General features: G+C 72.7%; 27 protein-coding genes. 10 read left to right on the top strand and 17 right to left on the bottom strand.

What is annotated here, in order from left to right:
- Positions 1-137 precede the first annotated feature (137 nt).
- Positions 138-785, bottom strand: coding sequence for an HAD-IA family hydrolase (locus tag ACIBEA_RS18580; protein ID WP_399262141.1), 648 nt, complete (start codon positions 783-785; stop codon positions 138-140).
- 68 nt (positions 786-853) lie between these two features.
- Here ACIBEA_RS18580 and ACIBEA_RS18575 point away from each other — a divergent pair, with 68 nt between their 5' ends.
- On the top strand, positions 854-1222 hold the full coding sequence (locus ACIBEA_RS18575) for a hypothetical protein (protein WP_399262139.1): 369 nt from the start codon (positions 854-856) through the stop codon (positions 1220-1222).
- Positions 1215-1700 carry a hypothetical protein gene (locus tag ACIBEA_RS18570; protein WP_399262137.1) on the top strand — a complete coding sequence of 162 codons (486 nt, stop codon included), beginning with the start codon at positions 1215-1217 and terminating at the stop codon, positions 1698-1700. The genes ACIBEA_RS18575 and ACIBEA_RS18570 overlap by 8 nt, the downstream gene beginning before the upstream one ends.
- On the opposite strand, the gene ACIBEA_RS18565 is transcribed toward ACIBEA_RS18570, so the two are convergent.
- The 3 genes from ACIBEA_RS18565 to ACIBEA_RS18555 form a co-directional block, all read right to left on the bottom strand.
- Positions 1682-2179 carry a GNAT family N-acetyltransferase gene (locus tag ACIBEA_RS18565; protein WP_399262135.1) on the bottom strand — a complete coding sequence of 166 codons (498 nt, stop codon included), beginning with the start codon at positions 2177-2179 and terminating at the stop codon, positions 1682-1684. The genes ACIBEA_RS18570 and ACIBEA_RS18565 overlap by 19 nt on opposite strands.
- 37 nt (positions 2180-2216) lie before the next feature.
- A complete protein-coding gene (locus ACIBEA_RS18560) occupies positions 2217-2735 on the bottom strand; it encodes a sigma-70 family RNA polymerase sigma factor (RefSeq protein WP_399262133.1) in 519 nt (172 codons plus the stop codon).
- A 109-nt stretch (positions 2736-2844) separates the two neighbouring features.
- Positions 2845-4035 carry a glycerophosphodiester phosphodiesterase gene (locus ACIBEA_RS18555; RefSeq protein ID WP_399262131.1) on the bottom strand — a complete coding sequence of 397 codons (1191 nt, stop codon included), beginning with the start codon at positions 4033-4035 and terminating at the stop codon, positions 2845-2847.
- A 379-nt stretch (positions 4036-4414) separates the two neighbouring features.
- Here ACIBEA_RS18555 and ACIBEA_RS18550 point away from each other — a divergent pair, with 379 nt between their 5' ends.
- Positions 4415-5044: a lysophospholipid acyltransferase family protein gene (locus ACIBEA_RS18550; RefSeq protein WP_399262129.1), complete on the top strand. Its 630-nt coding sequence runs from the start codon at positions 4415-4417 to the stop codon at positions 5042-5044.
- 20 nt (positions 5045-5064) lie between these two features.
- On the opposite strand, the gene ACIBEA_RS18545 is transcribed toward ACIBEA_RS18550, so the two are convergent.
- The 3 genes from ACIBEA_RS18545 to ACIBEA_RS18535 form a co-directional block, all read right to left on the bottom strand.
- Positions 5065-6582, bottom strand: a complete 1518-nt coding sequence (locus tag ACIBEA_RS18545; protein ID WP_399262127.1) for a membrane-associated oxidoreductase — start codon at positions 6580-6582, stop codon at positions 5065-5067.
- A gap of 89 nt (positions 6583-6671) precedes the next feature.
- On the bottom strand, positions 6672-8219 hold the full coding sequence (locus ACIBEA_RS18540; protein ID WP_399262125.1) for an MFS transporter: 1548 nt from the start codon (positions 8217-8219) through the stop codon (positions 6672-6674).
- Positions 8216-8767, bottom strand: a complete 552-nt coding sequence (locus tag ACIBEA_RS18535) for a TetR/AcrR family transcriptional regulator (protein WP_399262123.1) — start codon at positions 8765-8767, stop codon at positions 8216-8218. The genes ACIBEA_RS18540 and ACIBEA_RS18535 overlap by 4 nt, the downstream gene beginning before the upstream one ends.
- An 85-nt stretch (positions 8768-8852) precedes the next feature.
- Here ACIBEA_RS18535 and ACIBEA_RS18530 point away from each other — a divergent pair, with 85 nt between their 5' ends.
- Complete coding sequence (locus ACIBEA_RS18530) at positions 8853-9368, top strand: HAD domain-containing protein (RefSeq protein WP_399262121.1); 516 nt, start codon at positions 8853-8855, stop codon at positions 9366-9368.
- 81 nt (positions 9369-9449) lie between these two features.
- On the opposite strand, the gene argH is transcribed toward ACIBEA_RS18530, so the two are convergent.
- A complete protein-coding gene (gene argH, locus ACIBEA_RS18525; protein WP_399262119.1) occupies positions 9450-10877 on the bottom strand; it encodes an argininosuccinate lyase in 1428 nt (475 codons plus the stop codon).
- A gap of 104 nt (positions 10878-10981) precedes the next feature.
- Positions 10982-12175: an argininosuccinate synthase gene (locus ACIBEA_RS18520; protein WP_399262117.1), complete on the bottom strand. Its 1194-nt coding sequence runs from the start codon at positions 12173-12175 to the stop codon at positions 10982-10984.
- Between the two features lie 119 nt (positions 12176-12294).
- On the opposite strand from ACIBEA_RS18520, the gene ACIBEA_RS18515 reads away from it, so the two are divergent.
- Genes ACIBEA_RS18515 through ACIBEA_RS18505 form a run of 3 tightly spaced genes read left to right on the top strand, consistent with a single transcriptional unit; the run spans position 12295 to position 15091 of the window.
- Complete coding sequence (locus ACIBEA_RS18515; RefSeq protein WP_399262115.1) at positions 12295-13800, top strand: HEAT repeat domain-containing protein; 1506 nt, start codon at positions 12295-12297, stop codon at positions 13798-13800.
- Positions 13801-13804: 4 nt separating this feature from the next.
- Positions 13805-14386 (top strand): pyridoxamine 5'-phosphate oxidase family protein, encoded by a 582-nt coding sequence (locus ACIBEA_RS18510; protein WP_399262113.1) that lies wholly within the window; start codon positions 13805-13807, stop codon positions 14384-14386.
- A gap of 6 nt (positions 14387-14392) precedes the next feature.
- A complete protein-coding gene (locus ACIBEA_RS18505) occupies positions 14393-15091 on the top strand; it encodes a L,D-transpeptidase (RefSeq protein WP_399262483.1) in 699 nt (232 codons plus the stop codon).
- A gap of 50 nt (positions 15092-15141) precedes the next feature.
- Here ACIBEA_RS18505 and ACIBEA_RS18500 read toward each other — a convergent pair whose 3' ends face one another.
- Genes ACIBEA_RS18500 through argC form a run of 6 tightly spaced genes read right to left on the bottom strand, consistent with a single transcriptional unit; the run spans position 15142 to position 20837 of the window.
- Positions 15142-15948 carry a hypothetical protein gene (locus tag ACIBEA_RS18500; RefSeq protein ID WP_399262111.1) on the bottom strand — a complete coding sequence of 269 codons (807 nt, stop codon included), beginning with the start codon at positions 15946-15948 and terminating at the stop codon, positions 15142-15144.
- Positions 15949-15964: 16 nt separating this feature from the next.
- On the bottom strand, positions 15965-16501 hold the full coding sequence (locus ACIBEA_RS18495; RefSeq protein WP_354382611.1) for an arginine repressor: 537 nt from the start codon (positions 16499-16501) through the stop codon (positions 15965-15967).
- A 7-nt stretch (positions 16502-16508) separates the two neighbouring features.
- Entirely contained in the window at positions 16509-17726 is a 1218-nt protein-coding gene (locus tag ACIBEA_RS18490) for an acetylornithine transaminase (RefSeq protein ID WP_399262109.1), read from the bottom strand.
- Complete coding sequence (gene argB, locus ACIBEA_RS18485; protein ID WP_399262108.1) at positions 17723-18643, bottom strand: acetylglutamate kinase; 921 nt, start codon at positions 18641-18643, stop codon at positions 17723-17725. The genes ACIBEA_RS18490 and argB overlap by 4 nt, the downstream gene beginning before the upstream one ends.
- Complete coding sequence (gene argJ, locus ACIBEA_RS18480) at positions 18640-19800, bottom strand: bifunctional glutamate N-acetyltransferase/amino-acid acetyltransferase ArgJ (protein WP_399262106.1); 1161 nt, start codon at positions 19798-19800, stop codon at positions 18640-18642. Before argJ ends, argB begins: the two co-directional genes overlap by 4 nt.
- The gene (argC, locus tag ACIBEA_RS18475) at positions 19797-20837 is read right to left on the bottom strand and encodes an N-acetyl-gamma-glutamyl-phosphate reductase (RefSeq protein WP_399262104.1); all 1041 of its coding nucleotides are present in this window, start codon (positions 20835-20837) and stop codon (positions 19797-19799) included. The genes argJ and argC overlap by 4 nt, the downstream gene beginning before the upstream one ends.
- 174 nt (positions 20838-21011) lie before the next feature.
- Between argC and ACIBEA_RS18470 the strand changes: the two genes are divergently transcribed.
- Entirely contained in the window at positions 21012-21617 is a 606-nt protein-coding gene (locus ACIBEA_RS18470; RefSeq protein WP_399262102.1) for a dihydrofolate reductase family protein, read from the top strand.
- A gap of 40 nt (positions 21618-21657) precedes the next feature.
- Here the strand turns inward: ACIBEA_RS18470 and ACIBEA_RS18465 are convergent, their stop codons facing one another.
- Positions 21658-22455, bottom strand: a complete 798-nt coding sequence (locus ACIBEA_RS18465; protein ID WP_399262100.1) for a maleylpyruvate isomerase family mycothiol-dependent enzyme — start codon at positions 22453-22455, stop codon at positions 21658-21660.
- 43 nt (positions 22456-22498) lie between these two features.
- Positions 22499-23317: a hypothetical protein gene (locus tag ACIBEA_RS18460; RefSeq protein WP_399262098.1), complete on the bottom strand. Its 819-nt coding sequence runs from the start codon at positions 23315-23317 to the stop codon at positions 22499-22501.
- Positions 23318-23410: 93 nt separating this feature from the next.
- On the opposite strand from ACIBEA_RS18460, the gene ACIBEA_RS18455 reads away from it, so the two are divergent.
- Together ACIBEA_RS18455 and ACIBEA_RS18450 are read left to right on the top strand one after the other, a co-directional pair.
- The gene (locus ACIBEA_RS18455; RefSeq protein ID WP_399262096.1) at positions 23411-24799 is read left to right on the top strand and encodes an SMI1/KNR4 family protein; all 1389 of its coding nucleotides are present in this window, start codon (positions 23411-23413) and stop codon (positions 24797-24799) included.
- Positions 24796-25239, top strand: a complete 444-nt coding sequence (locus tag ACIBEA_RS18450; protein WP_399262094.1) for a helix-turn-helix domain-containing protein — start codon at positions 24796-24798, stop codon at positions 25237-25239. Before ACIBEA_RS18455 ends, ACIBEA_RS18450 begins: the two co-directional genes overlap by 4 nt.
- The last annotated feature ends 1 nt before the right edge of the window (position 25240 follow it).

The following is a 25240-nucleotide window of genomic DNA, read 5'->3' as shown; positions in this document are numbered from 1 at the left end:
CGGTCGCAAGGGTGCGGCTGCTCGTCGTGGTCATGGACCCAGTAAACCAGACGTATCCCTTCACCGATCAACGTTGTCCGGATAGCGGACGGATTTCGACCGCCATCCGGACAACGCGACACGGTGGGACGGCGCGGTCAGCCGTTCGTGTCAATCACCAGGCCGTCGGCGGTGACCTGCACCGACACGGCCGACAGGTCCCTGACCACCACGTCGGCGACCAGCTCGTCGGCCCGGTGGGTTGTGGTCAAGGCCACGGTCCGCATCCCGGCCGCGCGCCCGGCGGCCAGACCCGCCGGGGCGTCCTCGAAGACCACGCAGCGGGCCGGATCCACGCCGAGGCGGGCGGCGGCGAGCAGGAAGGGTTCGGGGTCGGGCTTGCCGCGGGTGATGTCGTCGGCGGCCACCAGCTCGGGGAAGTCGATGCCCACCTCGCGCAGCCGCGCCTCGGCGAGCGGGCGGGTCGCCGAGGTCACCACGGCCCAGCGGCCGGCGGGCAGGGCGGACAGCAGCTCCTTGGTGCCGGGCAGCGCGACGACGCCGCCCGCGACGTCCTCCACCTCCAGCCGCTCGATCCGGGCCAGGGCCGCGGCCCGGACCTCCTCGGGCAGCAGGTCGGCGATGATCTCGGCGGCCGGGCGGCCGTGCAGTTCCACGGCCGCGAAATCGGCCTCGGTGATCCCGTACTCCCCGGCCCAGCGGGCCCAGCAGCGGTAGACCGATTCCATCGAGGAGAGCAGGGTTCCGTCGTTGTCGAAGAGCAGGGCGTCGGCATGCAGCGTCATGCCTTCCAGGAAAGCCCCGGCGCGGGGGTGCGCGCATCGGGTCTTTGGACCCGTAATACCCTCGCTGCATGCTCGACGCCCTGACGGTCGCCATCGGCGTGGCCGCACTCGCCCTCGCCGCCTGGTGCGGATTCGCCGCCTGGCGGGACCAGCCGACCAAGGACTGGCACTTCGCCGGAATGGCCGTGGTCACCCTGCTGGTCCTGGCCCAGCTGGTGGTCGGGCTGGTCGAGCTCGGCCGGGGCGCGGAGCCGCACGACGGTGCGGTGCTCTTCGTGGCGTACCTCGTCGGCTCCTTCGCCGCGGTTCCGGCCGCCGGGTTCCTCTCGCTCACCGAGCGCAGCAAATGGGGTTCGGTGACAGTGGCCGCGGGCGCGGTCGTCCTCGCGGTGCTCGAAGTACGGCTCTACGACATCTGGGGTGGCACCGGTGCCTGACACGGACGCTGACACGACCGAGGGCGCGCGGCCGTCGACGGACGGGACGGGAACGGGACCCGCGAAGGCGGGGCGCGTGAAGCTCGTCTCCGGGCCGGGAGTGCTGCTCGTCTGGCTGTACGGGGTGATCACCGTCGGCGCGGTCTCGCGCTCGGCCTACCAGATCTCCACCGAGTTCGACCGGGCCCCGCTGGCGTACGCGCTGAGCGGGGTGGCCGCCCTCGTCTACGCCTTCATCACCTACTCGCTGGTGCGCGGCGGGGAGACGGCCCGCAAGGCGGCCCGACTGTGCTGCGCCGCCGAACTGACCGGCGTGCTGACGGTCGGGACCTGGACCCTGGTGCGGCCCGATTCCTTCCCCGACTCGACGGTGTGGTCGCAGTTCGGGATGGGCTACCTGTTCATCCCGGTGATCCTGCCGATCACCGGGATGCTCTGGCTGCGCGCGAAGCGTACGGATCAGGCGCTGACGGCGTAGTCCGTGGCTTCCTTCTCCAGCATGACCAGCTCGATGCCGTCCGAAGCGGTCCGGCCGCCGACCGCGACGTAGCCCGCCTTGCGGTACATCCGCAGGTTGGACTCGCTCTTGCGGCCGGTGAACAGTCGGAAGCGGGAGGTCTTGGAGCCATCGGCCAGCGCCTCCTCCACGCCGCGCAGCAGGCGGGCGCCGAGTCCGTGGCCCTGGAGCCGGGGGTGGACGCACAGCTTGCCGATCTTGCCGGCGCCGTCCTCCTCGGTGCTGCCGCGGACCGCGCCGACCACTTCGTCGCCGAGCCGGGCGACCAGCACGATGTCCTTGGCCAGCTCGCCCTTGAGGGAATCGAGGGACTGGGTGAGGGGCTGGATGGAGTAGTTGCCGTACAGCTCGGCCTCGCGCTGGAAGCACAGGTACTGCAGCTTGAAGATCTGCTCCGCGTCGTCGGCCGTCGCTGCCGAAATGATCACGCTCATGCCCATGTGCGCATGCCTCCCGCTCACCTGGTGGCCCGTTGGTCTACCGCTCCCTTCCCCGCAGGCCAGGAGCCTCAACCTCTGCAGCCAGCATTCTGCGCAGACATCCCAGGCAACGGGAACGTACCGGCCCCAAACTTCCTTGTGAGATACCCAACTCTCCTGCGATTTCACGGTAGGTGAGGTCTCTGGGCGAAAGAAAAGCAGTCATGAGCTCCGGGCAGCGTCCGGGCAACCGGGCGACCGCCGAGCGGACGGCGCGGTCCTGCTCCCGATGCAGCACCTCGCCCTCGGGCCCGTCTTCGGACGCCTCGTCGGCGCAGCCGGCCGGGCCGGCGTAGGGGACTTCGCGCTGGGCGCGGCGGCGGGCGACGCGGGCCTCGGCGCGCACCGCCCGGCGCAGCCAGCGGGCGGGTTCGGCCGGAGCCGGCCCCTGCCGGTCCCGCTCCAGCAGCCGCACCCACACGGCCTGTTCCAGATCGGCGGGGTCCATCCCCGCGAGCGGTGCTTCGGCGGCGGCCTCCGCCGAGAGCAGGGGTCCGAGTTCCTTGAGCAGGTCCATGCCGGGCGGGACGCAAAGACCGCGCCCGGCGGTTTCCCCACCGGACGCGGCACACCCGTACGAGTCCTTCCGCTCGGCCGTTGACGCTTTTCAGCGCGCGGCGCCCGGGTCAGCGCGGGCGGCGCCCCGGCCGGAAGTCCTCGGCGGCGAGCAGCGCGGTGTCGGCGTTGTCCGAGAAGATCCCGTCGATCCCGAGGGCGAAGTAGGCGCGGAAGGCGCCGAAGGAGTCGCCGTAGGCGTTCGGGTCGGTGCCCTTGCGGAAGTCGGCGGGCAGGAAGGCGTTCTCGTTGCGCGCGGTGTAGGGGTGCAGGATCAGCCCGCGCGCGTGGGCGTCGCGCACCAGGGTGGTCGGCGTGCCGAGCTTGCCGGCGGCGTCGCGCGGCACGATCAGGTCCAGGGTCGGGCCGATGGCCTGCGCGTAGCCGGCGATCCACTTCAGGCCCTCGGGCTTGACCAGGTCGGCGACGGTGCGCGGGTCCTTGGCCAGCTCGAAGTCCCAGGGGCGGGTGTTCGCGGCGCCGAGCAGCACCACGCGGGGCGCCGAGACCAGTTCGGCGAGCCGCTGGATGCTGGAGGGTTCGAAGGACTGGAGGAAAAGGGCCGAATCGCGCCGGTCGCGGCCGTAGCGGCGGAGCAGTTTCGCGAGCGGTTCCTCCAGACCGAGGCCCAGCGCGCGGAAGTAGCTGGGGTGCTTGGTCTCCACGTGCAGCCAGACCCGCTTGCCGCGCCGCTTGCCCTCGCGGTCGGCCCAGCGCAGCACCTCTTCGAAGGTGGGCACCTGCCAGCGGCCGTCGTACAGCGTGTTGCGCTGGCGGACGGCGGGGATGCGCTCCTTCGCGCGCAGGGTCTTCAGCTCCGCCAGGGTGAAGTCCTCCGTGAACCAGCCCGTGACGGAGACGCCGTCGACCGACTTCGTGGTGCGCCGGGAGGCGAATGCGGGGTGGTCGGCGACGTCGGTGGTGCCGCCGATCTCGTTCTCGTGTCGACAGACGAGGTGGCCGTCACGCGTGGGCACCAGGTCCTGCTCGATGACGTCCGCGCCCAGGTCGAGGGCCAGCTGGTACGAGCCGAGGGTGTGTTCGGGCCGGTAGCCGCTGGCCCCGCGGTGTCCGATGACCGTGGGGTAGGGCAGCTCCCGGTAGCCCCCGCCGTCGCCGTACGCCTGCGCGCCGGACGGCTGCGCTCCACCGGCCGCCCCGGCGGCCGCCGCCGGGCCGGCGCCGAGCCCGAGCGCCCCGCCGCCCGCCGCCAGTACGGCCGCACCCAGCACCGCGCGCCTGCCTGCCCCACCCTGCGCCATGTCCGTCCCTCATCCCCTGCGGACCGCCCGGAGCCCTCCGGTGCGACCTGATCGCACCGGCCGGATCGGACCGGCCGGATCACGCACCGACCAGGGCCTTTGCTCCCGGGATCACCGGGCCGCACGTCCCCGATCGGCGGACCGATCGTAGGCAGTGCGCGGTGGCGCGCGGGCGACGCGGGGAGGGACGGGCGGAAAACATGGCGGAAACGTGCGTCAACTTTGCGTATCGACCTCGTGAACCCGATGTGCGATCAGAGCGGACCCGCGAGTATCGTCCTCACCTGCACTGAGCACGCACGGTGCTGAAGACGCATTCGATGCCGGAGGGCCCACGTTGTCCCGTATTGCGCTCATCAAAGCCACTGTCGGACCGGTCATGCGGATGATGTTCCGCACCCGTGTCGAGGGCGCCGAGAACATTCCGGGTACGGGGCCGGTCATCCTCGCGGGCAACCACCTGACCTTCATCGATTCGATGATCCTGCCCCTGGTGTGCGACCGCCAGGTGCACTTCATCGGCAAGGACGAGTACGTCACGGGCAAGGGCCTCAAGGGTCGGGCGATGGCCTGGTTCTTCACCGGCTCCGGGATGGTCCCGGTGGACCGCGACGGCGCCAACGGCGGGGTCGCGGCCTTGATGACCGGTCGCAGGATCCTCGAAGAGGGCAAGGTCTTCGGCATCTACCCCGAGGGCACCCGCTCCCCCGACGGCCGCCTCTACCGCGGCCGCACGGGCATCGCCCGGCTCACCCTGATGACCGGCGCCCCGGTGGTCCCGTTCGCGATGATCGGTACGGACAAGCTCCAGCCGGGCGGCAAGGGCATGCCCCGCCCGGGCCGGGTCACCGTCCGCTTCGGCGAGCCGATGGAGTTCTCCCGCTACGAGGGCATGGACCGCGACCGGTACGTGCTGCGCGCGGTCACCGACTCGGTGATGGCCGAGGTCATGCGGCTCTCGGGCCAGGAGTACGTCGACATGTACGCGACGAAGGCCAAGGCGGCCTGAGCCCCGCGGGGCCCCCGGCCCTACTGGCGGCTCAGTGAGCGGCTGACGCCGGCCGCGGTGGTCGTCGCCAGCACCCAGCCCGTCACGATCAACAGGTACGACAGCCACTGGTACCACCCGCGCGGACCGAAGGCCTCCTCCTGCCCGAAGCCGATGATGGGCAGCATCAGGTCGAGGGTGTAGAAGACCGGGTTGAACTCGGGCGCCTCGTCCGGTTTGAGCGGGGCCGGCGGCCGCAGCCCGTAGGCGAGGGCCCCGGTGCACAGCAGGGCCACGAGCCAGCCCGCCGCGCGCAGCGGCCGGAAGCCGTAGCCCACGGTGACGTCCTGGAGCAGCCCCCACACCCGGGCGTGCCGGGGCAGGGTGCGCCGGTGCCGGCGGAGCTTGGCGAGCTGGACCGTGCGGGCGGCCGCCTCGTCCCCCGCGGTGCGGTAGGAGGCGGCCAACTGCTCGTAGGCGAAGGGGAGGTAGCCCGCCTCCTCGCGGTCCAACACCGGGAGCCGCTGCTCGGCGGGCAGGTGCGGGCGCAGCGACCCGTAGCCCAGCCCGTCGAGGCGGACCGTGTCGGGCCAGCCCCCGGGCTCGACGTGGAGCAGGTCGAACTGGGAGCGGCGCAGGTTCACCGTGCCCTGGATGGTGTCGCACGCGCGCAGCCACACTTCGCCGATCGCGCAGCTGGAGGCCCGCAGGGCGGTGCCGCCGGGGTTGACCAGCCGGGCGTGGGCGAGGCCCAGCTGGCCCGGTATGCGGGAGCCGGTGAGGTTGACCCGGCCCTCGGCGTGCAGTCCGCGGGCGCGGACGTCGGTGCCCACCGTCAGGGTCTCGGCGTACAGGGCGTCGCCGCCGGGGTTGAGCAGGCGGGCGCCGTCGAGGTTGATCTGGCCGCCGACGGTGGCTCCGTTGATGCGCGTCTGCCCGTGGACGGTGAGGCCGGTGGCGATGACGTCGGTGCCGATGTCGGCGTGGTTGAACTGGAGCGGGGGCTCGGGGGCCGCAGGGTCCTCGGGGGGCGGGCCGGTCGTGGCGGGCGGTTCCCCCGCGGGTGCGGGCGGGGTGCCTATGACGGCGCGGGTGAGGAAGAGGCCGCCGGCGATCCGGGCACCGGCGAGGCGGACCGGTCCGGTGATCCGGCAGCAGGACAGCCGCAGGACCACGTCGACCGTGACGGTGGCGGCGGTCAGGCCCGGCAGGGCGGAGTCGCTCAGGACGAGCGCGCGCAACCGGGCCCCGTACAGCAGGGGTTTGCGTTCGAACCAGCAGCCGCGCAGTCGGATCGCGTGCTCGACGACGGCGTACTTCAGGTTGAGCTTGCCGGTGATGCGGAAGCCCTTGAGGTTGAGCCCGGCGACCTGGCCCTCGGCCGCGGTCCCGTCGAGCAGCAGGGCGCCCAGCACCTCGGCCCGTACGGTCCGCTCGGGGCCCCATGCCGCGCCGTCGGCGGCGTCCTCGTCGGGGGCCTCGCGGACGTCGACGCGTTCGCCGCGCGGGAAGGCGTCCCAGACGCGGCGCTCGGCCGGGGTCAGATCGGTGAGCTCCATCGCGGGGATGGTGTCGCGCGCGTGATCGTCATGTCAACTCCGCGCGCGACACCACCCTTTGGGGCGTCCATGGGGACGGGCCCGCGGGGTCAGTGCTCGATGCCGTCCTGGAGCTCCTGCCCCTTGAGCAGGAACCACGCGGCCACGGCCGTGGCGAGCAGGACGACCGCGCCGACGCCGGAGGCGAGCCGCAGTCCGTCCACGAAGGCGTTCTGGGCCGCGCCCACCATCACCTCGGCGGTGTGCGGGTCCAGCCCCTTGGCCGCCTCGACGGCTCCGCCCAGGGATTCGTGCGCCGCGTCGGCGAGCGCCGGGGAGACCGTGGAGGGGGCCGTGAAGCTCTGGTAGACCCCGGTGACGATGGAGCCGAGCAGGGCGATGCCGAGGGCCGCGCCGAGCTCGTAGGCCGTCTCGGAGACCGCGGAGGCGGAACCGGCCTGCTCCTTGGGCACGCTGGAGAGGATCACGTCGGCGGTGACGGTGAAGGAGAAGCCGGCGCCGAGGCCGACGACGAGCAGCGCGGCGCCGAGCAGCGGGTAGCCGGTCTCCTTGCTGATGACGGTGAGGGCGCCCAGCGCCACGCCGATCGCGGCGAGGCCGCCGCTCACGATGACGCGCACGGAGTACTTGCGGGCGTAGCGGCCCGCGAGCAGACCGGTGACCACCGCGCCGACGGCGGCGGGCAGTTCGGCCAGGCCCGCTTCCAGCGGCTCGCGGCCCTGGACGAGCTGGAGGAACTGGGAGAGGAAGAAGACCAGCCCGGAGAGGCCGAAGACGGTCAGCAGGTCGGCGAGGACCGCGCCGGAGAAGCCGCGGTGCTTGAAGAGCTTCATGTCGAGCAGGGGCGCGGCCAGGGTGTGCTGGCGGCGGACGAAGGCGTAGAGCATGGCGACGCCGAGGACCGCGGCCGCCCAGACCTCCCAGGAGAGGCCGTGCGTGGCGACCTGCTTGACGGCGTAGACGATGCCGATGATGCCGATGAGCGAGAGGGCGACGCTGAGCAGGTCCCAGGGGCCCTTCGCGGGGTTCTTCGACTCGGGCAGCAGCTTGATGCCGACGACGACCAGGACGATCATCACGGGCAGGTTGATGAGGAAGACCGAGCCCCACCAGAAGTGTTGGAGCAGGGCTCCGCCGACCACGGGGCCGACGGCCGCGCCGGCCGAGGCGGTGGCGCCCCAGATACCGATGGCGAGGCTGCGCTCCTTGGGGTCGTGGAAGATGTTGCGGATCAGGGCGAGGGTGGACGGCATCAGCGTCGCGCCGGCGACGCCGAGCAGCGCGCGGGCCACGATCATCATCTCGGGGCTGGTCGCGTAGGCGTTCAGGACCGAGACGAGGCCGAAGGCGGTGGCGCCTATCAGCAGCAGTTTCTTGCGGCCGATGCGGTCGCCGAGGGAGCCCATGGAGACGAGCAGACCGGCGATGACGAAGGAATAGACGTCGCCGATCCACAGCAGCTGGGTGCCGGACGGCTTGAGGTCTTCGCTCAGGGAGGGGGTGGCGAGACCGAGTACGGTGGCGTCGACCGCGACCAGCAGGACGGCCAGCACGAGGACCGAGAGCGCGATCCAGCGCCCGGGGCTCCTGCCGTCCTCCGTCCCCTGCCGTCTGCTCAGCTCTTCGGTTCTGCTCATTTCTCCACACTCCGTCGTGCGCCACCGAGCAGCAACTCGGTGATCATGTACTGAAAGTCCTTGGCCGCGACCCGGCCGTCCATGACGGCCCAGGCGCAGGTGCCGATCAGCCCGTACAGGGCCTCGGTGAGCCAGGCGGGGCTCAGGTCGATCCTGAGGTCGCCCTCCTGCTGTCCGCGCCGGAAGAGCGCGGAGACCCGGGCGTCGAGCCGGGCCCATCCCTCGTTGACCTGGTCGCCCTCGAAGAGCTGGTTCTCGGTGACGAGGAAGGCCAGCAGCAGCGCGTTCGGCTCGGCCTCGGCGACGAGGCGGCCGAGGGCGTCGACGGCGCTGCCCTCCTCCAGGCGCGCCGCGTCGAAGGCGATCTCGAACTGGCGGATGCCGAGCTCTTCGAGGGCCCGTACGAGGACGTCGCGCCCGGCGAAGTGCCGGTGCAGGGTTGCGCGGCCGATGCCGGCCGCGCGGGCGACCTCGTCCATCGTCGCGGTCGATTTGCGGGAGAGCAGGGCCGCCGCAGCGCGCAGCACCTGGTCACGATCCATGGCCATGAGACAAGCATAACCCGAATGAGACGTCACTGTCTCACTGAATATCCGAGTGCCCCGCGCGGGGCACGGAAGGAATCCTGTCGCGATGACGAAGAAGCCCCTGCTGTTGATCGACGTAGACGGCCCGCTGAACCCCTACGCGGCCAAGCCCCGGCGCCGCCCCGAGGGGTACACCACCCACCGCATGCGCCCCACCGGCTGGTCGCTCGCCGAGCACGCCAAGCCCCTGCGGGTCTGGCTGCACCCGGGGCACGGCGCGCGGCTGCGGGCGCTGGCGGGCGCGTACGAGCTGGTCTGGGCGACGACCTGGAAGGACGAGGCCAACGACTGGATAGGCCCGCACCTGGGGCTGCCGAGACTGCCCTTCATCGACTGGCCCCAGATGCACGGGCGGGCGCCGCGCGGGACCTTCTGGAAGACCCAGTACGTCGTGGAGTACGCCGGGGAGCGGCCCTTCGCGTGGGTCGACGACGACATCACGCCGATGGACCGGGAGTACGTCGACCAACGCCATCCGGCGCGGTCCCTGCTGCTGCGGATCGACGAACGGATCGGGCTGGTCCAGGACGACTTCGACCGGCTGGCCGCCTGGGCGGCGTAGGCCGGGAACGCCCGAGGGGGCGGCCGGGGCGGGTGCCCCGGCCGCCCCCTCGGGACGGGCGCGCGCCTTCTTCTCTTCGCGTCAGTTCTTGTGGTTCGCCCAGGCGTGCTGGATGACCAGGTCCGCCTTCAGTTCGTTGAGCTGGACGGCGACCGCGCTCGGCGCGGTGCCGCCGCGGCCGCTGCGGGAGGCCAGGGCGCCGGGCACGTTGAGGACCGTGCGGACCTCGGGGGTGAGGTGCTCGGAGATCTTCGCGAACTGCTCGTCGCTCAGCTCGTCCAGCTCGATGCCCAGGCCCTCGCACTCCTTGACGCACTCGCCCGCGACCTCGTGCGCGACCCGGAAGGGCACGCCCTGGCGGACCAGCCACTCGGCGATGTCGGTGGCGAGCGAGAAGCCGGCCGGGGCCAGCTCTTCCATCCGCGCCCGGTGGACGGTGAGGGTCGCCATCATGCCGGTGAAGGCGGGCAGCAGGACCTCAAGGGTGTCGCACGAGTCGAAGACCGGCTCCTTGTCCTCCTGAAGGTCCCGGTTGTAGGCCAGGGGGAGCGCCTTGAGCGTGGCCAGCAGGCCGGTGAGGTTGCCGATCAGGCGGCCCGACTTGCCCCGCGCCAGCTCCGCGATGTCCGGGTTCTTCTTCTGCGGCATGATCGAGGAGCCGGTGGAGAAGGCGTCGTGCAGGGTGACGAAGGAGAACTCCTTCGTGTTCCAGATGATGATCTCCTCGGCGATCCGGGAGAGGTTGATCCCGATCATCGCCGTGATGAAGGCGAACTCCGCGACGAAGTCCCGCGAGGCCGTCCCGTCGATCGAGTTGCCGACCGAGCCCCGCTCGAAGCCGAGGTCGGCGGCCACCTGCTCCGGGTCCAGGCCGAGCGAGGAGCCGGCGAGGGCGCCCGAGCCGTACGGGGAGACCGCGGTCCGGGTGTCCCACTGCCGCAGCCGCTCCGCGTCCCGGGACAGGGACTGGACGTGCGCCAGCACGTGGTGGGCGAAGAGCACCGGCTGGGCGTGCTGGAGGTGGGTCCGGCCGGGCATCGCCACGTCGGCGTGCGTCTCGGCGAGACCGACGAGGGCGTCCTGGAGGTCCGCGATCAGGGAGCCGATGATCCGGGCGTGGTCGCGCAGGTACATCCGGAAGAGCGTGGCGACCTGGTCGTTGCGCGAGCGGCCGGCCCGCAGCTTGCCGCCGAGGTCGGGGCCGAGCAGCTCCAGCAGGCCGCGCTCCAGCGCGGTGTGCACGTCCTCGTCGGCGATGGTGCCCACGAGGGCGCCGGACTCGACGTCGGCCGCGAGCCGGTCCAGCCCGTCCGACATGCGCTGGAGTTCGTCGGCCGTGAGCAGGCCCGCCTTGTGCAGGACGCGGGCGTGGGCGCGCGAACCGGCGATGTCGTAGGGCGCGAGACGCCAGTCGAAGTGGACCGACGCGGACAGCTTCGCCAGGGCCTCGGCGGGCCCGTCGGCGAACCGGCCGCCCCAGAGCCGGACGTCACCGTTGTTGCTGCTCACAGCTACTGCTCCTCAAGAGGTGGGTGTACGACGGCCTCCCCGTCGCGGAGGTACCGGGGAGGCCGTCAAAGCACTGCGCGTGCGCTACGCGTAACGAGCGGACCTCAGGCGAGGTCGCGCCGCGCGGCGATCTTCGAGGACAGACCGAAGATCTCGATGAAGCCCTGGGCCTTGGACTGGTCGAAGGTGTCGCCCGAGTCGTAGGTCGCGAGGTTGAAGTCGTACAGCGACTCCTCGGACTTGCGGCCGGTGACCACGGCGCGGCCCGCGTGCAGCGTCATCCGGATGTCACCGGTGACGTGCTGGTTGGCCTCGTTGATGAAGCCGTCCAGGGCGCGCTTGAGCGGGGAGAACCACAGGCCGTCGTAGACCATCTCGCCCCAGCGCTGCTCGACCTGCCGCTTGTAGCGGGCCAGCTCGCGCTCGACGGTGACGTTCTCCAGCTCCTGGTGGGCGGTGATCAGCGCGATCGCGCCCGGGGCCTCGTAGACCTCACGGGACTTGATGCCGACGAGGCGGTCCTCGACGATGTCGATCCGGCCGATGCCCTGGGCGCCGGCCCGCTCGTTGAGCTGCTGGATGGCCTGGAGCACGGAGACGGGCTTGCCGTCGATGGCGACCGGAACGCCCTCCTTGAAGGAGATGACGACCTCGTCGGCCTCGCGCGGGATCGCCGGGTTCGAGGTGTACTCGTAGATGTCCTCGATCGGCGCGTTCCAGATGTCCTCCAGGAAGCCCGTCTCGACGGCGCGCCCGAAGACGTTCTGGTCGATGGAGTACGGGGACTTCTTGGTGGTCGCGATCGGGAGGTCGGCCTTCTCGGCGAAGGCGATCGCCTTGTCACGGGTCATCGCGTAGTCACGGACCGGGGCGATGCACTTGAGGTCGGGGCCGAGGGCGGCGATGCCGGCCTCGAAGCGGACCTGGTCGTTGCCCTTGCCGGTGCAGCCGTGGGCCACGATCGTCGCGTTGTGCTTCTGGGCGGCGGCGACGAGGTGCTTGACGATGGTCGGCCGCGAGAGGGCGGAGACCAGCGGGTAGCGGTCCATGTAGAGGGCGTTGGCCTTGATCGCCGGGAGGCAGTACTCGTTGGCGAACTCGTCCTTGGCGTCCGCGACCTCGGCCTCGACGGCGCCGCAGGCGAGCGCGCGCTTGCGGATGACGTCCAGGTCCTCGCCGCCCTGGCCGACGTCCACGGCAACGGCGATGACCTCGGCGCCCGTCTCCTCGGTGATCCAGCCGATGGCGACGGAGGTGTCCAGGCCGCCCGAGTAGGCGAGTACGACGCGCTCGGTCACGGGTTTCTCCTTACAGGGTGCATCTGACGACAGGCATAACTATGCACTACTCCGTATGTTTCGTCAACGAGCCGGGAAACTCGCTGCTCAGCGGGGTCGTCCCCGCCTAAGGTCGGGGCATGAGGGACCCCGCGCAGAGCGCGCCGCACCACGCTTCCCCGCCCACACCGGTGCCCGGACCCGCGCGCCGCCACTGGACGTACCGGGACGGCTGCGAGGCCGCCGAGCACCTCGCGCGGGGCGCGGCGCTCACGGAGGTGCTCGACCCCGCCGACCCGGCCGCCTGGATCGCGCTCGACGAGGGGGTGCGGGGCCTCCCGCACCGGGACGACGCGCTGCCCGCGCTGCTGCGCTCCCGGCCGCACACCGCGCTGTGCCACCCCGAGGGCCGGGTGCGCGAGGAGGCGGTGCGGCAGCTCGCGCAGGGGGCCTGGCGGGGTCCCTCGCTGCTGCCGCTCGTGGTGATCCGCTGCGCGGACTGGGCCGGGCCGGTACGGACCCGCGCCCGCGCGCTGCTCGCCCGGACCCTGGCCGACTCCCCGACCGAGACCCTGGTCGCGCTCACCCCGCTGGTCCTGCGGCTCGGTGCTCGCGGGCGGGGCGAGTGGGCCCGTGACCTGTTCGAGGCGGCCCTCGGCGATGCCCCCGCCGCGGTGCTGGAGGCGCTGCTGGGCGAGCGCGACCCGGCCGCGCGCCGCTTCGCCGGGCGGCTGCTGCTGGGCTCCGGGCGCCGGGGGGCGCGGGAGCTGGCCCGGGCGGCCGCGCGCGAGGGCGACCCGGTGCTGCGCCGACTGTGGACCGACGGGGCACTCGCCGCGCTGGCCGCGGGGGCGCCGAGGTCGGACGCCGACGCCGTGGTCGACCTGCTGCTCGGCTCGCGCTCGGGCCAGGTCCGGGCCGCCGGGGTCACCGCCCTGCGCCGCACGGGCCGCGCGGCCGAGGCCGCGGCCCACCTCACCGACCGCACGGGCATCGTACGGGCCTGCGCCCGCTGGTCGGTCGGCCAGGACGGCGGCGACCCGCGGACCCGCTACCTGGAGCTGTGCGCCGAGCCCCGCACCGTGAGCGGCGGCGCCGTGCTCGGGCTCGCCGAGTGCGGGCGGCGCGCGGACGCGCCCTTGCTGCGCGCCCTGCTGACGCACCCCCGACCGGCCGTGCGGGCCGGCGCGGTGGCCGGGCTGCGGCTGCTCGACGCGACGGACACCGCCCTCCTGTTCCCGCTGCTGACCGATCCGGCGGGGGCCGTCGTGCGCGAGGCGGCCCTCGCGCTGCTGCCGAGCGTCGACCGGCTGCCCGAGGCCACGCTCGTCGAACTGCTCGCCCCCGCTCAGCCCTTCGCGCAGCGGCGGGCCGCCCACCGGCTGTTGCACGCGCGGGGCGGCGTGGCCGGGCTGCGGGCCGACGTACTCCTGTTGGACGACCTCGACCCGAGCCTGCGCCGCCGGGCCGAGCAGCACGTCCGGGCCATGTGGTCGCCGTACGCCCCGCCGGTCCTGCCCGCCGGCGATCCGGAGGTGGGCGCCCTGCTGGAGCGCTGCTCCGGGCTCTTCGGCGATCACGTCATAAACCTGATGCGTTCACGCCTCGGACTGCCCCGGGCGATCGTCGACGGGACGGGATACTGACCTCATGGGAAAGCTGCACGAACACATAGACGGCCGGCTGCGCGCCTTCATCGAGGCCCAGCCGATGTTCTTCACCGCGACCGCACCGCTGGCGGGCGACGGTCATGTCAACCTCTCCCCCAAGGGCCGCGCGGGCACCCTCGTCGTCATCGACGAACACACCCTCGCCTACCTGGACTTCGGCGGCAGCGGCGCCGAGACCATCGCCCACGTCCGCGAGAACGGCCGGATCACCCTCATGTGGTGCGCCTTCTCCGGGCCGCCCAACATCGTCCGCGTGCACGGCGAGGGCGAGGCGGTCTTCCGTGACGACCCCCGGTGGGGCGAGCTGATCGCCCTGTTCGGCGCGGCCGACGGGCCCTCGGCCCGTGCGGTCATCGTCGTACGGACCAAGCGGATCACCGACGTGTGCGGCTACGCCGTCCCCTTCATGGAGTACCAGGGCGAGCGCACCCTCCATGCGGAGTACTTCGGCCGCAAGACGGACGAGGAGTTCGCGCAGTACTGCGAGAAGAAGGAATTCATCGCGACGAGCGTGGACGGCCTGCCCGCACTGCCGTTGCCGCTCCCGCCGCGTACCGTCTGACGTGTGCTGCGAACCGCCCTCGCCCTCGGCTCACTGTTCGTCACCTCCCTGCTCGCCGGGTCGGGACCGCCGTGGGGATCCACGCTGCCGGACCGGCTCGCCGACACCGGTGGCGGCAGCCAGCTGATCACCGCCGTCGCCCCCTCGGCCGGTGCGACCACCGGCCGCCTGACCTGGTGGGAGCGCCGGTCCGGGCGGTGGGTGCCGATGGGCCGGGCGCCCGCCCGGTTCGGCGCGCAGGGCCTCGCCGAGGGCGCCACCCGCGTCCAGGGCACCAACACCACGCCCACCGGGCTGTACGACCTGCCGTACGCCTTCGGGATCCGGCCGGCGCCCGTGGGGACGGCGTACACCTACCGGCCCGTCCGCGAGGGCTCCTGGTGGTGTCAGGACAACGCCTCGTTCCACTACAACCGGTGGGTGGAACCCCTGCCCGCCGACTGCGCGCCCGGCGAGGCGGAGCACCTGGTCGGCTACGCGAAGCAGTACGCCCACGCCCTGGTCATCGGCTTCAACTACGACCGGCCGGTGCACGGGCGCGGCGCGGGGATCTTCCTGCACGTCAACGGCAAGGGCGCGACGGCGGGATGCGTGTCGGTGCCCGAGGAGTCCATGCGCGCGATCCTGCGCTGGGCCCGGCCGGAACGCCGGCCGCACATCGCGGTGGGCACGGAGTCGGGACCGCTGGACGTGACCCGGTACTGACGCACCCCCGGTACTGACGCCCCCCGGTACTGGCGCACCCCGGCCGGGCGTCAGAACGCGCCGCCGCTGTCGACCCAAGTGTCGTACTCCACCGGGCGCGGCTCCCGGTGGTCCACGCGGGCCAGCAGCTCCGGGTCCAGGGCGAGGAGGTCCGGGTGCGGGGGCAGCGCGGCGCAGTACGTACGGAAGGGATCGCGCCGCTTCGGCCACACCCGCACCATGGCCATGGCGGCGAGCAGCGCGCCGCAGGCCCCGACCGCCACCGCGAGGACGAAGGTGCCCATCAGCACGATCCCGCGCAGCGTGTCCGGCCGCGAGAGCACCACCAGTTGGAAGCTGTACCAGGCGACCACCGCCATGATGAGCAGGATCGCGAGGTCGGCGAGCCGGTCGTGGTCGCGGACCTCGGCCAGGTGCGGGTACTTCGCGTCCTCGGCGGCCAGGAAGGCCTCGCGGGCCGCGCGCAGCTCCTGGTCCCCGGACAGCTCCGCCGTGCTCGTGGGCCGGGAGCGCCGGACGAGCGCGGCCAGGACGGCGGCGGGCAGCGGGTGCACCGGCGCGGGGTCCGCTTCCGGCCCGTGCTGCGGCCCCCCGGCGGCGACGACCAGTCGGCCCGCCCCGTCCACCTCCACCGAGCCGTCGAGCAGCAGCCGGGCGACCGCCGGACGGTGGACGTCCTCGGCCCGCCCCGCCACGGCCACCGCGTGGTACGGATCGGGCGGCGCGGTGGCCAGTAGCGCGGCCGCGGACCGGTCGGACCGGTCCCGCAGGCGCCAGAGCACTCCGAGCACGGCGTAACAGGCAAGGGCGACTGCAGCGGCCTCGAAGACCGCTGCCCAGAGGGGGTGTTGGCTCATCCCCCCAGGGTCGCCCTCAGCCCTCCTTCTGCGCCAGACGCAGGAGGTGATCGGCCAGCGCCTGACCGCCCGCGGGGTCGCGGCTGATCAGCATCAGGGTGTCGTCACCCGCGATCGTGCCCAGGATCGCCTGGAGTTCGGCCTGGTCGATCGCCGAGGCGAGGAACTGGGCGGCGCCGGGCGGGGTGCGCAGGACCACGAGGTTCGCGGAGGCCTCCGCCGAGATCAGCAGTTCACCGGAGAGGCGCCGCATGCGCTCCTCCTTCGCCGACTCGCCCAGCGGGGCCTGCGGGGTGCGGAAGCCACCCTCGCTCGGTACCGCGTAGATCAACTCGCCGTTGGTGTTGCGGATCTTCACCGCGCCCAGCTCGTCGAGGTCCCGGGAGAGCGTCGCCTGGGTGACGCTCAGCCCGTCGTCGGCGAGCAGCTTCGCCAGCTGGCTCTGGGAGCGGACCGGCTGCCGGTTGAGGATGTCCACGATCCGGCGGTGGCGGGCGGTTCGGGTCTGCGGAACGGACTGGCCGCTCGCCTCGTGTTCCTGCGCCTGACTCATCGTCGTCTCATTCTCCGGATCCGTCCCCGTGGGCCGCGTCGAGGATGCCGGGCAGGGCCCGGAGGAACGCGTCCGCCTCCGCCTCGGTGAGGACGAACGGCGGCATCAGCCGTACGACGTCGGGGGCGGGCGCGTTGACCAGGAAGCCGGCATCCTGAGCCGCCTTCTGCACCTTCGGTGCGAGGGGCTCGGTCAGCACGATACCCAGCAGGAGGCCCGCACCGCGGACATGGGATACCAACGGGTGGCGCTCGCCCTCGCCGGCGCCCTCGATTCCGGAGCGCAGTTGCTCGCTCCGCTCCTTGATCCGGCCCAGGAGTCCGTCGGCGGCGATGGTGTCGATGACGGCGAGCCCGGCGGCGCAGGCGACCGGGTTCCCGCCGAAGGTGGTGCCGTGCTGGCCGGGCCGGAGCAGGTCGGCGGCCGGGCCGAAGGCGACGAGGGCGCCGATCGGCAGACCGCCGCCCAGCCCCTTCGCGAGCGTGACGAGGTCGGGTTCGACCCCGTCGTGCGCCTGGTGCTCGAACCACTGCCCGCAGCGGCCGATGCCGGTCTGCACCTCGTCGAGGGCGAGCAGCGTGCCGGTGGCGCGGGTGATCTCGCGGGCGGCGGTCAGGTACCCGGGCGGCGGCACGACCACGCCGTTCTCGCCCTGGATGGGCTCGATCAGGACGAGGGCGGTGTCCTCGGTGACGGCGGCCCGCAGGGCCTCCACGTCGCCGTAGGGGACGTGGGTGACCTCGCCGGGCAGCGGCAGGAAGGGGGTCTGCTTGGCGGGCTGGCCGGTCAGGGCGAGGGCGCCCATGGTGCGGCCGTGGAATCCGCCGGTGGTGGCGACCATGTGCGTGCGTCCGGTCAGCCGGCCGACCTTGAAGGCCGCCTCGACCGCTTCGGCGCCGGAGTTGCAGAAGAAGACCTTGCCGGGGCGGCCGAAGAGCTGGAGCAGCCGTTCGCCGAGCGCGATGACCGGCTCGGAGGCGTAGAGGTTGGAGACGTGGCCGAGCGAGGCGATCTGCGCGGAGACCGCTCCGACGACCGCCGGGTGGGCGTGGCCCAGGGCGTTGACCGCGATGCCGCCGACGAAGTCGGTGTACTGCTTGCCGTCCGCGTCCCAGACCTGGGCCCCGGCGCCGCGCACGAGCGCGAGCGCGGGGGTGCCGTAGTTGTCGGTGAGCGCCGCCTTCCAGCGCGCTCCGTACTCCTCGTTCGAGCTGTTCCCGCTCACGCGGATGCCCCTCCCTCTGCGTCGGGCACGACCATGGTGCCGATGCCCTCGTCGGTGAAGATCTCCAGCAGGATCGAGTGCTGGACCCGCCCGTCGATCACGCGGGCGGTGCCGACGCCGCCGCGGACGGCGTGCAGGCAGCCCTCCATCTTGGGGACCATGCCGCTCGACAGCTCGGGGAGCAGCTTCTCCAACTCGCTGACGGTGAGCCGACTGATGACCTCGTCGCTGCTGGGCCAGTCCGCGTACAGGCCCTCGACGTCGGTGAGGACCATCAGGGTCTCGGCGCCGAGGGCGGCCGCGAGCGCCGCGGCCGCGGTGTCGGCGTTGACGTTGTAGACGTGGTCGTCGTCGGCGCTGCGCGCGATGGAGGAGATGACCGGGATCCGGCCGTCCGCCAGCAGCGCCTCGATCGCACCGGTGTCGATGGCGGTGATCTCGCCGACCCGGCCGATGTCGACGCTCTCGCCGTCGATCTCGGGCCGGTGCTGGACGGCGGTGATGGTGTGGGCGTCCTCGCCGGTCATGCCGACGGCGAGCGGTCCGTGCTGGTTGAGCAGGCCGACGAGCTGGCGCTGGACCTGTCCGGCGAGCACCATCCGGACGACGTCCATCGCCTCCGGGGTGGTGACGCGCAGGCCCGCCTTGAACTCGCTGACCAGGCCGTGCCGGTCGAGCTGGGCGTTGATCTGCGGGCCGCCGCCGTGCACGACGACCGGCCGCAGGCCGGCTTGGCGCAGGAAGACCACGTCCTGGGCGAAGGCGGCCTTGAGGTCCTCGTCGACCATGGCGTTGCCGCCGAACTTGATGACGACGATCTTGCCGTTGTGGCGGGTCAGCCAGGGCAGTGCCTCGATGAGGATCTCGGCCTTGGGCAGGGCGGTGTGCTTGCGGGCACTTCCGGCGCCGGCGCTCATGAGGAGTACGCGCTGTTCTCGTGGACGTAGTCGGCGGTCAGGTCGTTGGCCCAGATGACCGCGGACTCGCTGCCGGTGGCCAGGTCGGCGGTGATCCGGACCTCGCGGCCCTTCATCGAGACCAGGTCGCGGTCCTCGCCCACGGAACCGTTCTTGCAGACCCAGATCCCGTTGATGGCGACGTTCAGCCGGTCCGGGTCGAAGGCGGCCCTGGTGGTGCCGATCGCGGAGAGCACCCGGCCCCAGTTCGGGTCCTCGCCGTGGATGGCGCACTTGAGCAGGTTGTTCCGGGCGATGGACCGGCCCACCTCGACGGCGTCGTCCTCGCTGGCCGCGTTCACGACCTCGATCCGGATGTCCTTGCTGGCTCCCTCGGCGTCGCCGATGAGCTGGCGGGCCAGGTCGTCGCAGACGGTCCGTACGGCCTCGGCGAACTCGTCGTAGGCCGGGTCCACGCCGGAGGCGCCGGAGGCGAGCAGCAGCACGGTGTCGTTGGTGGACATGCAGCCGTCGGAGTCGACCCGGTCGAAGGTGGTGCGGGTCGCGTCCCGCAGTGCCTCGTCGAGGGTGGCGCTGTCCAGGTCGGCGTCGGTGGTGAGGACGACGAGCATGGTGGCCAGGCCCGGGGCGAGCATGCCCGCGCCCTTGGCCATGCCGCCGACGGTCCAGCCCGCGGCGTGGCTGACGGTGGCGGTCTTGTGGACGGTGTCGGTGGTCTTGATGGCGACGGCCGCGGCCTCGCCGCCGTCGGCGGTGAGGGCCTCGGCGGCGCTCTCGATGCCGGGCAGCAGCTTGTCCATGGGCAGGAGCACGCCGATCAGCCCGGTGGAGGCCACCGCGATCTCACCGGCGTTGTGCTCGCCGCCGAGGACGGCGGCGACCTTCTCGGCGGTGGCGTGGGTGTCCTGGAAGCCCCGGGGGCCGGTGCAGGCGTTGGCACCGCCGGAGTTGAGGACCACGGCGCTGACGGTGCCGCCGCGCAGGACCTGCTCGGACCAGTGGACGGGGGCGGCCTTGACGCGGTTGGAGGTGAAGACGCCCGCCGCGGTCAGGCGCGGGCCGTGGTTGACCACGAGGGCCAGGTCCGGGTTGCCGTTCGCCTTGATCCCGGCGGCGATGCCCGCCGCGCTGAACCCCTGTGCTGCCGTGACACTCACGGTGCGACTCCGATCGTGGAAAGACCCAAGCTCTCGTGGAGCCCGAGGGCGATGTTCATGCTCTGCACCGCGCCACCGGCGGTGCCCTTGGTCAGGTTGTCGATGGCGCTGATCGCGATGATCCGCTGGGCGGACGCGTCGTACGCGACCTGGACCTGAACGGCGTTGGAACCGTAGACGGATGCCGTCGCGGGCCACTGCCCCTCGGGGAGCAGGTGGACGAACGGCTCGTCGGCGTAGGCCTTCTCGTAGGCGGCGCGCACCGATTCGGCGGTGGTTCCGGCCACGGCCTTGGCCGAACAGGTGGCCAGGATGCCCCGGGCCATCGGGGCGAGGGTCGGGGTGAAGGACACCGAGACGCGGGTCCCGGCGACGGCCGAGAGGTTCTGGACCATCTCGGGGGTGTGCCGGTGGCCGCCGCCCACGCCGTACGGGCTCATGGAACCCATCACCTCGGAGCCGAGCAGGTGCGGCTTGAGGGCCTTGCCCGCGCCGGAGGTGCCGGTGGCGGCGACGATCACGGCCTCGGGCTCGGCGAGCCCGTCCTGGTAGGCCGGGAAGAGGGCCAGGGAGACGGCGGTCGGATAGCAACCCGGAACCGCGATGCGCCGGGACCCCGCCAGTGCGGCGCGGCCGCCCGGCAGTTCGGGGAGGCCGTAGGGCCAGGTACCGGCGTGGGGGGCCCCGTAGAATGCGTCCCAATCGGCGGCGGACTTCAGCCGGTGGTCGGCGCCCATGTCGACGACGAGGACGTCCTCGCCGAGCTGGGCGGCGACGGCGGCCGACTGGCCGTGCGGCAGGGCGAGGAAGACCACGTCGTGCGCGGCGTCCCGGCCGGCGAGCACCTCGGGGGTGGTCGCCTCCAAGGTGCGCCCGGCCAGCGGCACGAGGTGCGGCTGGAGCGAGCCCAGGAGCGCTCCGGCGTTGGAGTTGCCGGTCAGCGCGCCGATCTCGACCTCGGGGTGGGCCAGGAGCAGGCGCAGCAGTTCCCCGCCCGCGTACCCGCTCGCTCCGGCCACTGCAACACGAACCACCATCGGACCCTCCTCGTCGATGGCATGACTATACGTTTCAATGCACGTTTATGCAAAGCTCCGGTCGGCCGCCGGATCCCCACCGGCGGCTGATCGTTTCAGTTGTCCACAGCGCGGCCGATGAGTTCGGGGCTCCCATTCGGTCCAAGCTCGTGACAGCCCACGAAAGGACACGCCATGTCGGAGCTTCTCGTCGACTTCATCACCTCCCTCGACGGCCACGCGTCAGGAGAGGGGTGGCCCGGGTTCTGGGGCCTGGAGGGCCCGGAGTACCTCGCGTGGCTCGGAGAGCAGCCCGGGGCCACCTACCTGATGGGAGCGAACACCTACCGCCTGATGTCGGGCTTCGCCTCGGGCGAGGTCCCGAAGGGCCAGGACGAGTTCAGGCCCGAGGAAGAAGCGTCCGTCGACGAGCTCACGCAAGCGTCCAAGGTGGTGTTCTCCTCCTCGCTCCAGGAGCCACTGACGTGGGCCAACTCCACGCTCGTCCGCGACGACGCCGTCGAAGCGGTCCGCGCCATGAAGTCGAGCGGCTCGGGGCTCCTGAGCACGATCGGCAGCCTCAGCCTGTGCCGGTCCCTGCTACGAGCCGGACTCGTCGACCGCTTCCGGGTCGTGATGTTCCCCGTCATCACCGGAGCCACGGGCGAGGAACGCATCTACGACGGCTACCCCGACGTCGCCCTGGAGATGACCGAGCACCGCACCTTCGACGGCCGCATCCAGCTGGTCGAGTACGAGCCCCGCGTGCTCGACCACCCGCCGCTCGGCGTCCCCGCCTGACGTCGCGCCCCGTCCGCCGGTCCGGACGGCTGCCGCGGGCCTACGCCTCCGGCTCCCAGGCACGGAGCAGGTCGAGGAGGCCCGCGTCTCCGTCGACGCGCAAGGAGGCGGCCTGGATCCGGTCGTACAGGTAGAGGACCAGCTCACTGGCCGTGCCGTGGACGGAGGCGCCGGCCGCGTCCGGGGCTTCGCCGGTCCCGGCGGTGGGTGCGGGGATGCGGGTGGTGCGTGCGCCGTCGCCGTCGACGGTGAGGCGCCAGGAGCGGCCCTCGGCGGAGTGGAAGTCGAAGGCGGTGGGCTCGTGCGGCCAGGCACTCGACGCTGCGCAGACGGTGAACAGGAACTCCTCCACACCGTCGAGGGCGAGCTCGGTCGGCAGCGGCTGCGGGGCACCCGCGGCGAGCCGGGCGTCGTAGGTGTGCACCGCGCTCTCCTGGACCCGGTGCCGGGCGACTCCGCCAGAGCTCCGCGGCGTCTGCAGGCCGCTCCACCACGCCCAGCAGCCGGCGTCCGGTCCTGCCTCGCGCAGGGCGCTCAGCAGCAGCTGCGTCGACGCGGCCAGCCAGGCCAGCAGGGCCTCGCGCTCCCGCGGCAGCTCCAGAGCGGCGCGCGCGGCCACGGCCTCGGCCGGCGGACCGTCGGCGGGCCCCGCGCCGACGATGGCGGCCCAGAAACGGTCTCCCCCGCCCAGGTGCCGCACCAGATCGAACAGCGTCCACTCGGGACAGGTCGGCACGTGGACGTCGAGGCCGGGCGCGGCGGCGACCGCAGCGCGGAAGGCGGTCGACCGTTCGTCGATCAGTCGCAACAGGGCCGGGAATTCAAGATTCTTTTCCACGCCGGATGTCTATCACCGCGCTGCGATGACCGGACAGCGATTTTCACCGTAGCCGCCAGGTGCCCCGGCGTACGTCGAGGGTCGCGGTGAAGTCGGCCCGCCCCGGGAAGGGTTCGCCCAGGCGCCAGGGGGCGGGCAGGGCGGCCAGGTCGATGGCGATCAGCGGCTCGGTTCCCGTGGGGTCGGCGGCCCCGCCCAGGGCTCCGATCCAGTGGGGTGCGGCGGCGATCAGCTGTTCCACGAGCCCGGGGCCGGGCTCGGGAACGCGCGCGAACGGCTCCTGCTCGCTTTCGGCGAGGGCGGCGCCGGCCATCAGGGTCAGCAGCCGCGCCAGGACCGCGGCCGGCAGGGCGGCATCGCTCGTCTCCAGGAACACGTAGCAGTCGTCGTGGCCCGAGAACCAGACCCGGGAGCCTGTCAGGCGGCTCAGGAGCGGCTCGTCGAAGCCGGTCGTGCCGAGCACCAGGGCGAGCTCGTCGAGCTGCTCCGCGCTCCGGTCGGCGGGCAGGTCGATCAGGGCCAGCTCGTACGGCGACCAGGTGCCGTCGAGCAGCCGCGGCAGCAGGTCCCGGTCCAGCACCAGGAACTCCTCCGCGAGTCCGTTCGTGCCGGCCGCCCAGGACCCGAGCGGGTGGACCGTACAGGGCACGCCGAGGTCGGCCGCGATGAGCGAGGGCCGCAGGGGGTGCCAGTTCTCGTCCAGATAGGAGTTGGTCTCCAGCGACACCACCGCCACCGCGTCGTTCGCCGCGGCCACGAGCAGGTCGACCAGCTCGCCGGCCTGCGCCGCGCAGGCTTGCACCCGCCACAGGCCCTCGGCCTCGCGGACGCTGAAGCCCAAGGGGAACGGCCGGCCCCTCACGCCCACGCTGTTCACACTGAAAGCGCCGTGTTGCCCGACTTCGATCACTGCCCCGCCCCCGATGCCCCGCCGACCCCTGCGTACGGTCTGATCATGATGGATCACAGACCCCCCTTGTCGTCGGTATCCGCGTTCGTGACCTGGGAGCCCGTACTGCGGCTCATGCTGACCGGGGACGAGCGGCGCCGGCACGGGCAGGTGGCCCGGGTGGCGGGACGCATCGGGCAGCACGGAACGAGCCTGGCCCACCGCGGCGCGATGTCGGCGACGGCGCGGAGCGCGGTGGAGGACCTCCAGCGGGCGCTGGCACGCGGCCGCGTCCAGGAGGTCGCCTTCCGCGCGGAGGTCCGGCCGGACGGGCGGACCTCGCTCGCCGTGGTCTGGCCGAGCCCCGTCGTGCAAGCACCCGTCGGCTACGCCGACCTGGGCGTCCTCGTCCTGGTCGAGGACTCCCTCCCCGCGCCCTGGCTGCGCCGTCCCGACCCGGCGTCCGGGGCGCTCCCGGCGCCGTCGGCGGATCCGGCGCTGCTGGAGCGGACGCTGCGCGAGCGGTTGCCCGACGCCGTGGGCGCGACGCGGGAGGAGATCGACGCCGCCGAGGCGCGGTTGGGCGTCACCCTGTCCGAGGAGCTGAAGGCGCTCTACCGGGTGGCCCGGGTGGACTGGTTCGACGACTTCGAGGGCGCCGACCTCGCGGGCGAAGCGGTCGGCTGCGAACTGAGCGGTCCGGCGGACCTGCGGGCCGTCGACGCGGCGGAGCGCCACTGCGGCTGGGGCATCGGCGCCGGGCGGGCGATCGGCGCCGGACCCGACGCCGCGGTGCAGCCCCTGGCCGGTTCGCCGGGCTGGATCGGCTTCGGGAGCAACGGCGGCGACGAGTACGCGATCGACCTCACGCCCGGCCCGGGCGGCCACTACGGGCAGGTCATCCTGGTCGGTCACGAGCAGAGCCTCGGCGCCGAGCTGGTGGCCGATTCCCTCACCGATTTCGTGCTGGGCCGGCTGCGGGAGGAGCCGAGCGGCCGCGCCGCGCAGCTGCCCGGGATCACGGCGAAGGTCCGCACCGGCGGCCTCGGCAGCGTCGAGGAGGCCGCGCATCCCGCCCTGGAGGTCCTGACCATCGAGGTCCCGGACGGCGGCGGCGCGCCCTTCGCCCTCGCCCCGGTCCTCGGACTGCCCCGCCTGCGCACGCTCACGGCGGCGCCCGGCACCCTGGCGGACCCGCTGGAGGTCACGGGCCTGCCCGCGCTGGAGTTCCTGGCGGTCGGCGTACGGGAATGGCGCCTCCTGCTGGACGCCGGAGCCGTCCCGCGCACCCTGAAGGCCGCGGCCGTCACCGTGCGGGACGAGGAGCACCTGCCCGTCGTGGACCTCGCCAACGAGATCCTGGCCCTGTGGGACCGGCCCCCGATCGAGCAGACGCTGCTCGAAGGGGACATCGGCCCCGTGGCGGCGGACGCCCGTGCGATGCTGGGCCCGTGACGATCGAGGACCTCGTACGGCTGCGCCGCGCCCGGGACGCGATGGACCGCGACTACGCCGAGCCCCTGGACGTACCCGCGCTCGCGGCCATCGCGCTGATGTCCCCCGGGCACTTCTCGCGCAGCTTCCGCGCGGCCTTCGGCGAGACGCCGTACGGCTATCTGATGACCCGCCGCGTCGAGCGGGCCAAGGCGCTGCTGCGCCGGGGCGACCTCAGCGTGACCGAGGTCTGCTTCGCGGTCGGCTGTACCTCGCTGGGGTCCTTCAGCTCCCGCTTCACCGAACTGGTCGGCGAGAGCCCCAGCTCCTACCGGGCCCGCAGCCACGACGAGGGCGCCGCGATCCCGGCCTGCGTGGCCAAGATCCTCACGCGCCCCTCGCGGAGCGGGCCGCCGCGACCGGCGCCGGACGCGGGGGCGGAATCCGGCCGCACGTCGTAGC

It is taken from the genome of Streptomyces sp. NPDC051555 (assembly GCF_044454405.1).
GTDB lineage: Bacteria > Actinomycetota > Actinomycetes > Streptomycetales > Streptomycetaceae > Streptomyces.
This window is presented reverse-complemented; position numbering and strand designations above follow the sequence as displayed.

What these genes read in the sequence shown, in the direction of transcription:
- ACIBEA_RS18535 (WP_399262123.1), bottom strand. Translation starts at nt 8,767, where the DNA reads ATGGCCATGGATCGTGACCAGGTGCTGCGCGCTGCGGCGGCCCTGCTC.
- argC (WP_399262104.1), bottom strand. Translation starts at nt 20,837, where the DNA reads ATGGTGGTTCGTGTTGCAGTGGCCGGAGCGAGCGGGTACGCGGGCGGG.
- ACIBEA_RS18575 (WP_399262139.1), top strand. Translation starts at nt 854, where the DNA reads ATGCTCGACGCCCTGACGGTCGCCATCGGCGTGGCCGCACTCGCCCTC.
- ACIBEA_RS18455 (WP_399262096.1), top strand. Translation starts at nt 23,411, where the DNA reads ATGATGGATCACAGACCCCCCTTGTCGTCGGTATCCGCGTTCGTGACC.
- argB (WP_399262108.1), bottom strand. Translation starts at nt 18,643, where the DNA reads ATGAGCGCCGGCGCCGGAAGTGCCCGCAAGCACACCGCCCTGCCCAAG.
- ACIBEA_RS18560 (WP_399262133.1), bottom strand. Translation starts at nt 2,735, where the DNA reads ATGGACCTGCTCAAGGAACTCGGACCCCTGCTCTCGGCGGAGGCCGCC.
- ACIBEA_RS18540 (WP_399262125.1), bottom strand. Translation starts at nt 8,219, where the DNA reads ATGAGCAGAACCGAAGAGCTGAGCAGACGGCAGGGGACGGAGGACGGC.
- ACIBEA_RS18500 (WP_399262111.1), bottom strand. Translation starts at nt 15,948, where the DNA reads ATGAGCCAACACCCCCTCTGGGCAGCGGTCTTCGAGGCCGCTGCAGTC.
- ACIBEA_RS18555 (WP_399262131.1), bottom strand. Translation starts at nt 4,035, where the DNA reads ATGGCGCAGGGTGGGGCAGGCAGGCGCGCGGTGCTGGGTGCGGCCGTA.
- ACIBEA_RS18515 (WP_399262115.1), top strand. Translation starts at nt 12,295, where the DNA reads ATGAGGGACCCCGCGCAGAGCGCGCCGCACCACGCTTCCCCGCCCACA.
- ACIBEA_RS18580 (WP_399262141.1), bottom strand. Translation starts at nt 785, where the DNA reads ATGACGCTGCATGCCGACGCCCTGCTCTTCGACAACGACGGAACCCTG.
- ACIBEA_RS18550 (WP_399262129.1), top strand. Translation starts at nt 4,415, where the DNA reads ATGCGGATGATGTTCCGCACCCGTGTCGAGGGCGCCGAGAACATTCCG.
- ACIBEA_RS18495 (WP_354382611.1), bottom strand. Translation starts at nt 16,501, where the DNA reads ATGAGTCAGGCGCAGGAACACGAGGCGAGCGGCCAGTCCGTTCCGCAG.
- ACIBEA_RS18470 (WP_399262102.1), top strand. Translation starts at nt 21,012, where the DNA reads ATGTCGGAGCTTCTCGTCGACTTCATCACCTCCCTCGACGGCCACGCG.
- ACIBEA_RS18510 (WP_399262113.1), top strand. Translation starts at nt 13,805, where the DNA reads ATGGGAAAGCTGCACGAACACATAGACGGCCGGCTGCGCGCCTTCATC.
- ACIBEA_RS18565 (WP_399262135.1), bottom strand. Translation starts at nt 2,179, where the DNA reads ATGGGCATGAGCGTGATCATTTCGGCAGCGACGGCCGACGACGCGGAG.
- ACIBEA_RS18545 (WP_399262127.1), bottom strand. Translation starts at nt 6,582, where the DNA reads ATGGAGCTCACCGATCTGACCCCGGCCGAGCGCCGCGTCTGGGACGCC.
- ACIBEA_RS18530 (WP_399262121.1), top strand. Translation starts at nt 8,853, where the DNA reads ATGACGAAGAAGCCCCTGCTGTTGATCGACGTAGACGGCCCGCTGAAC.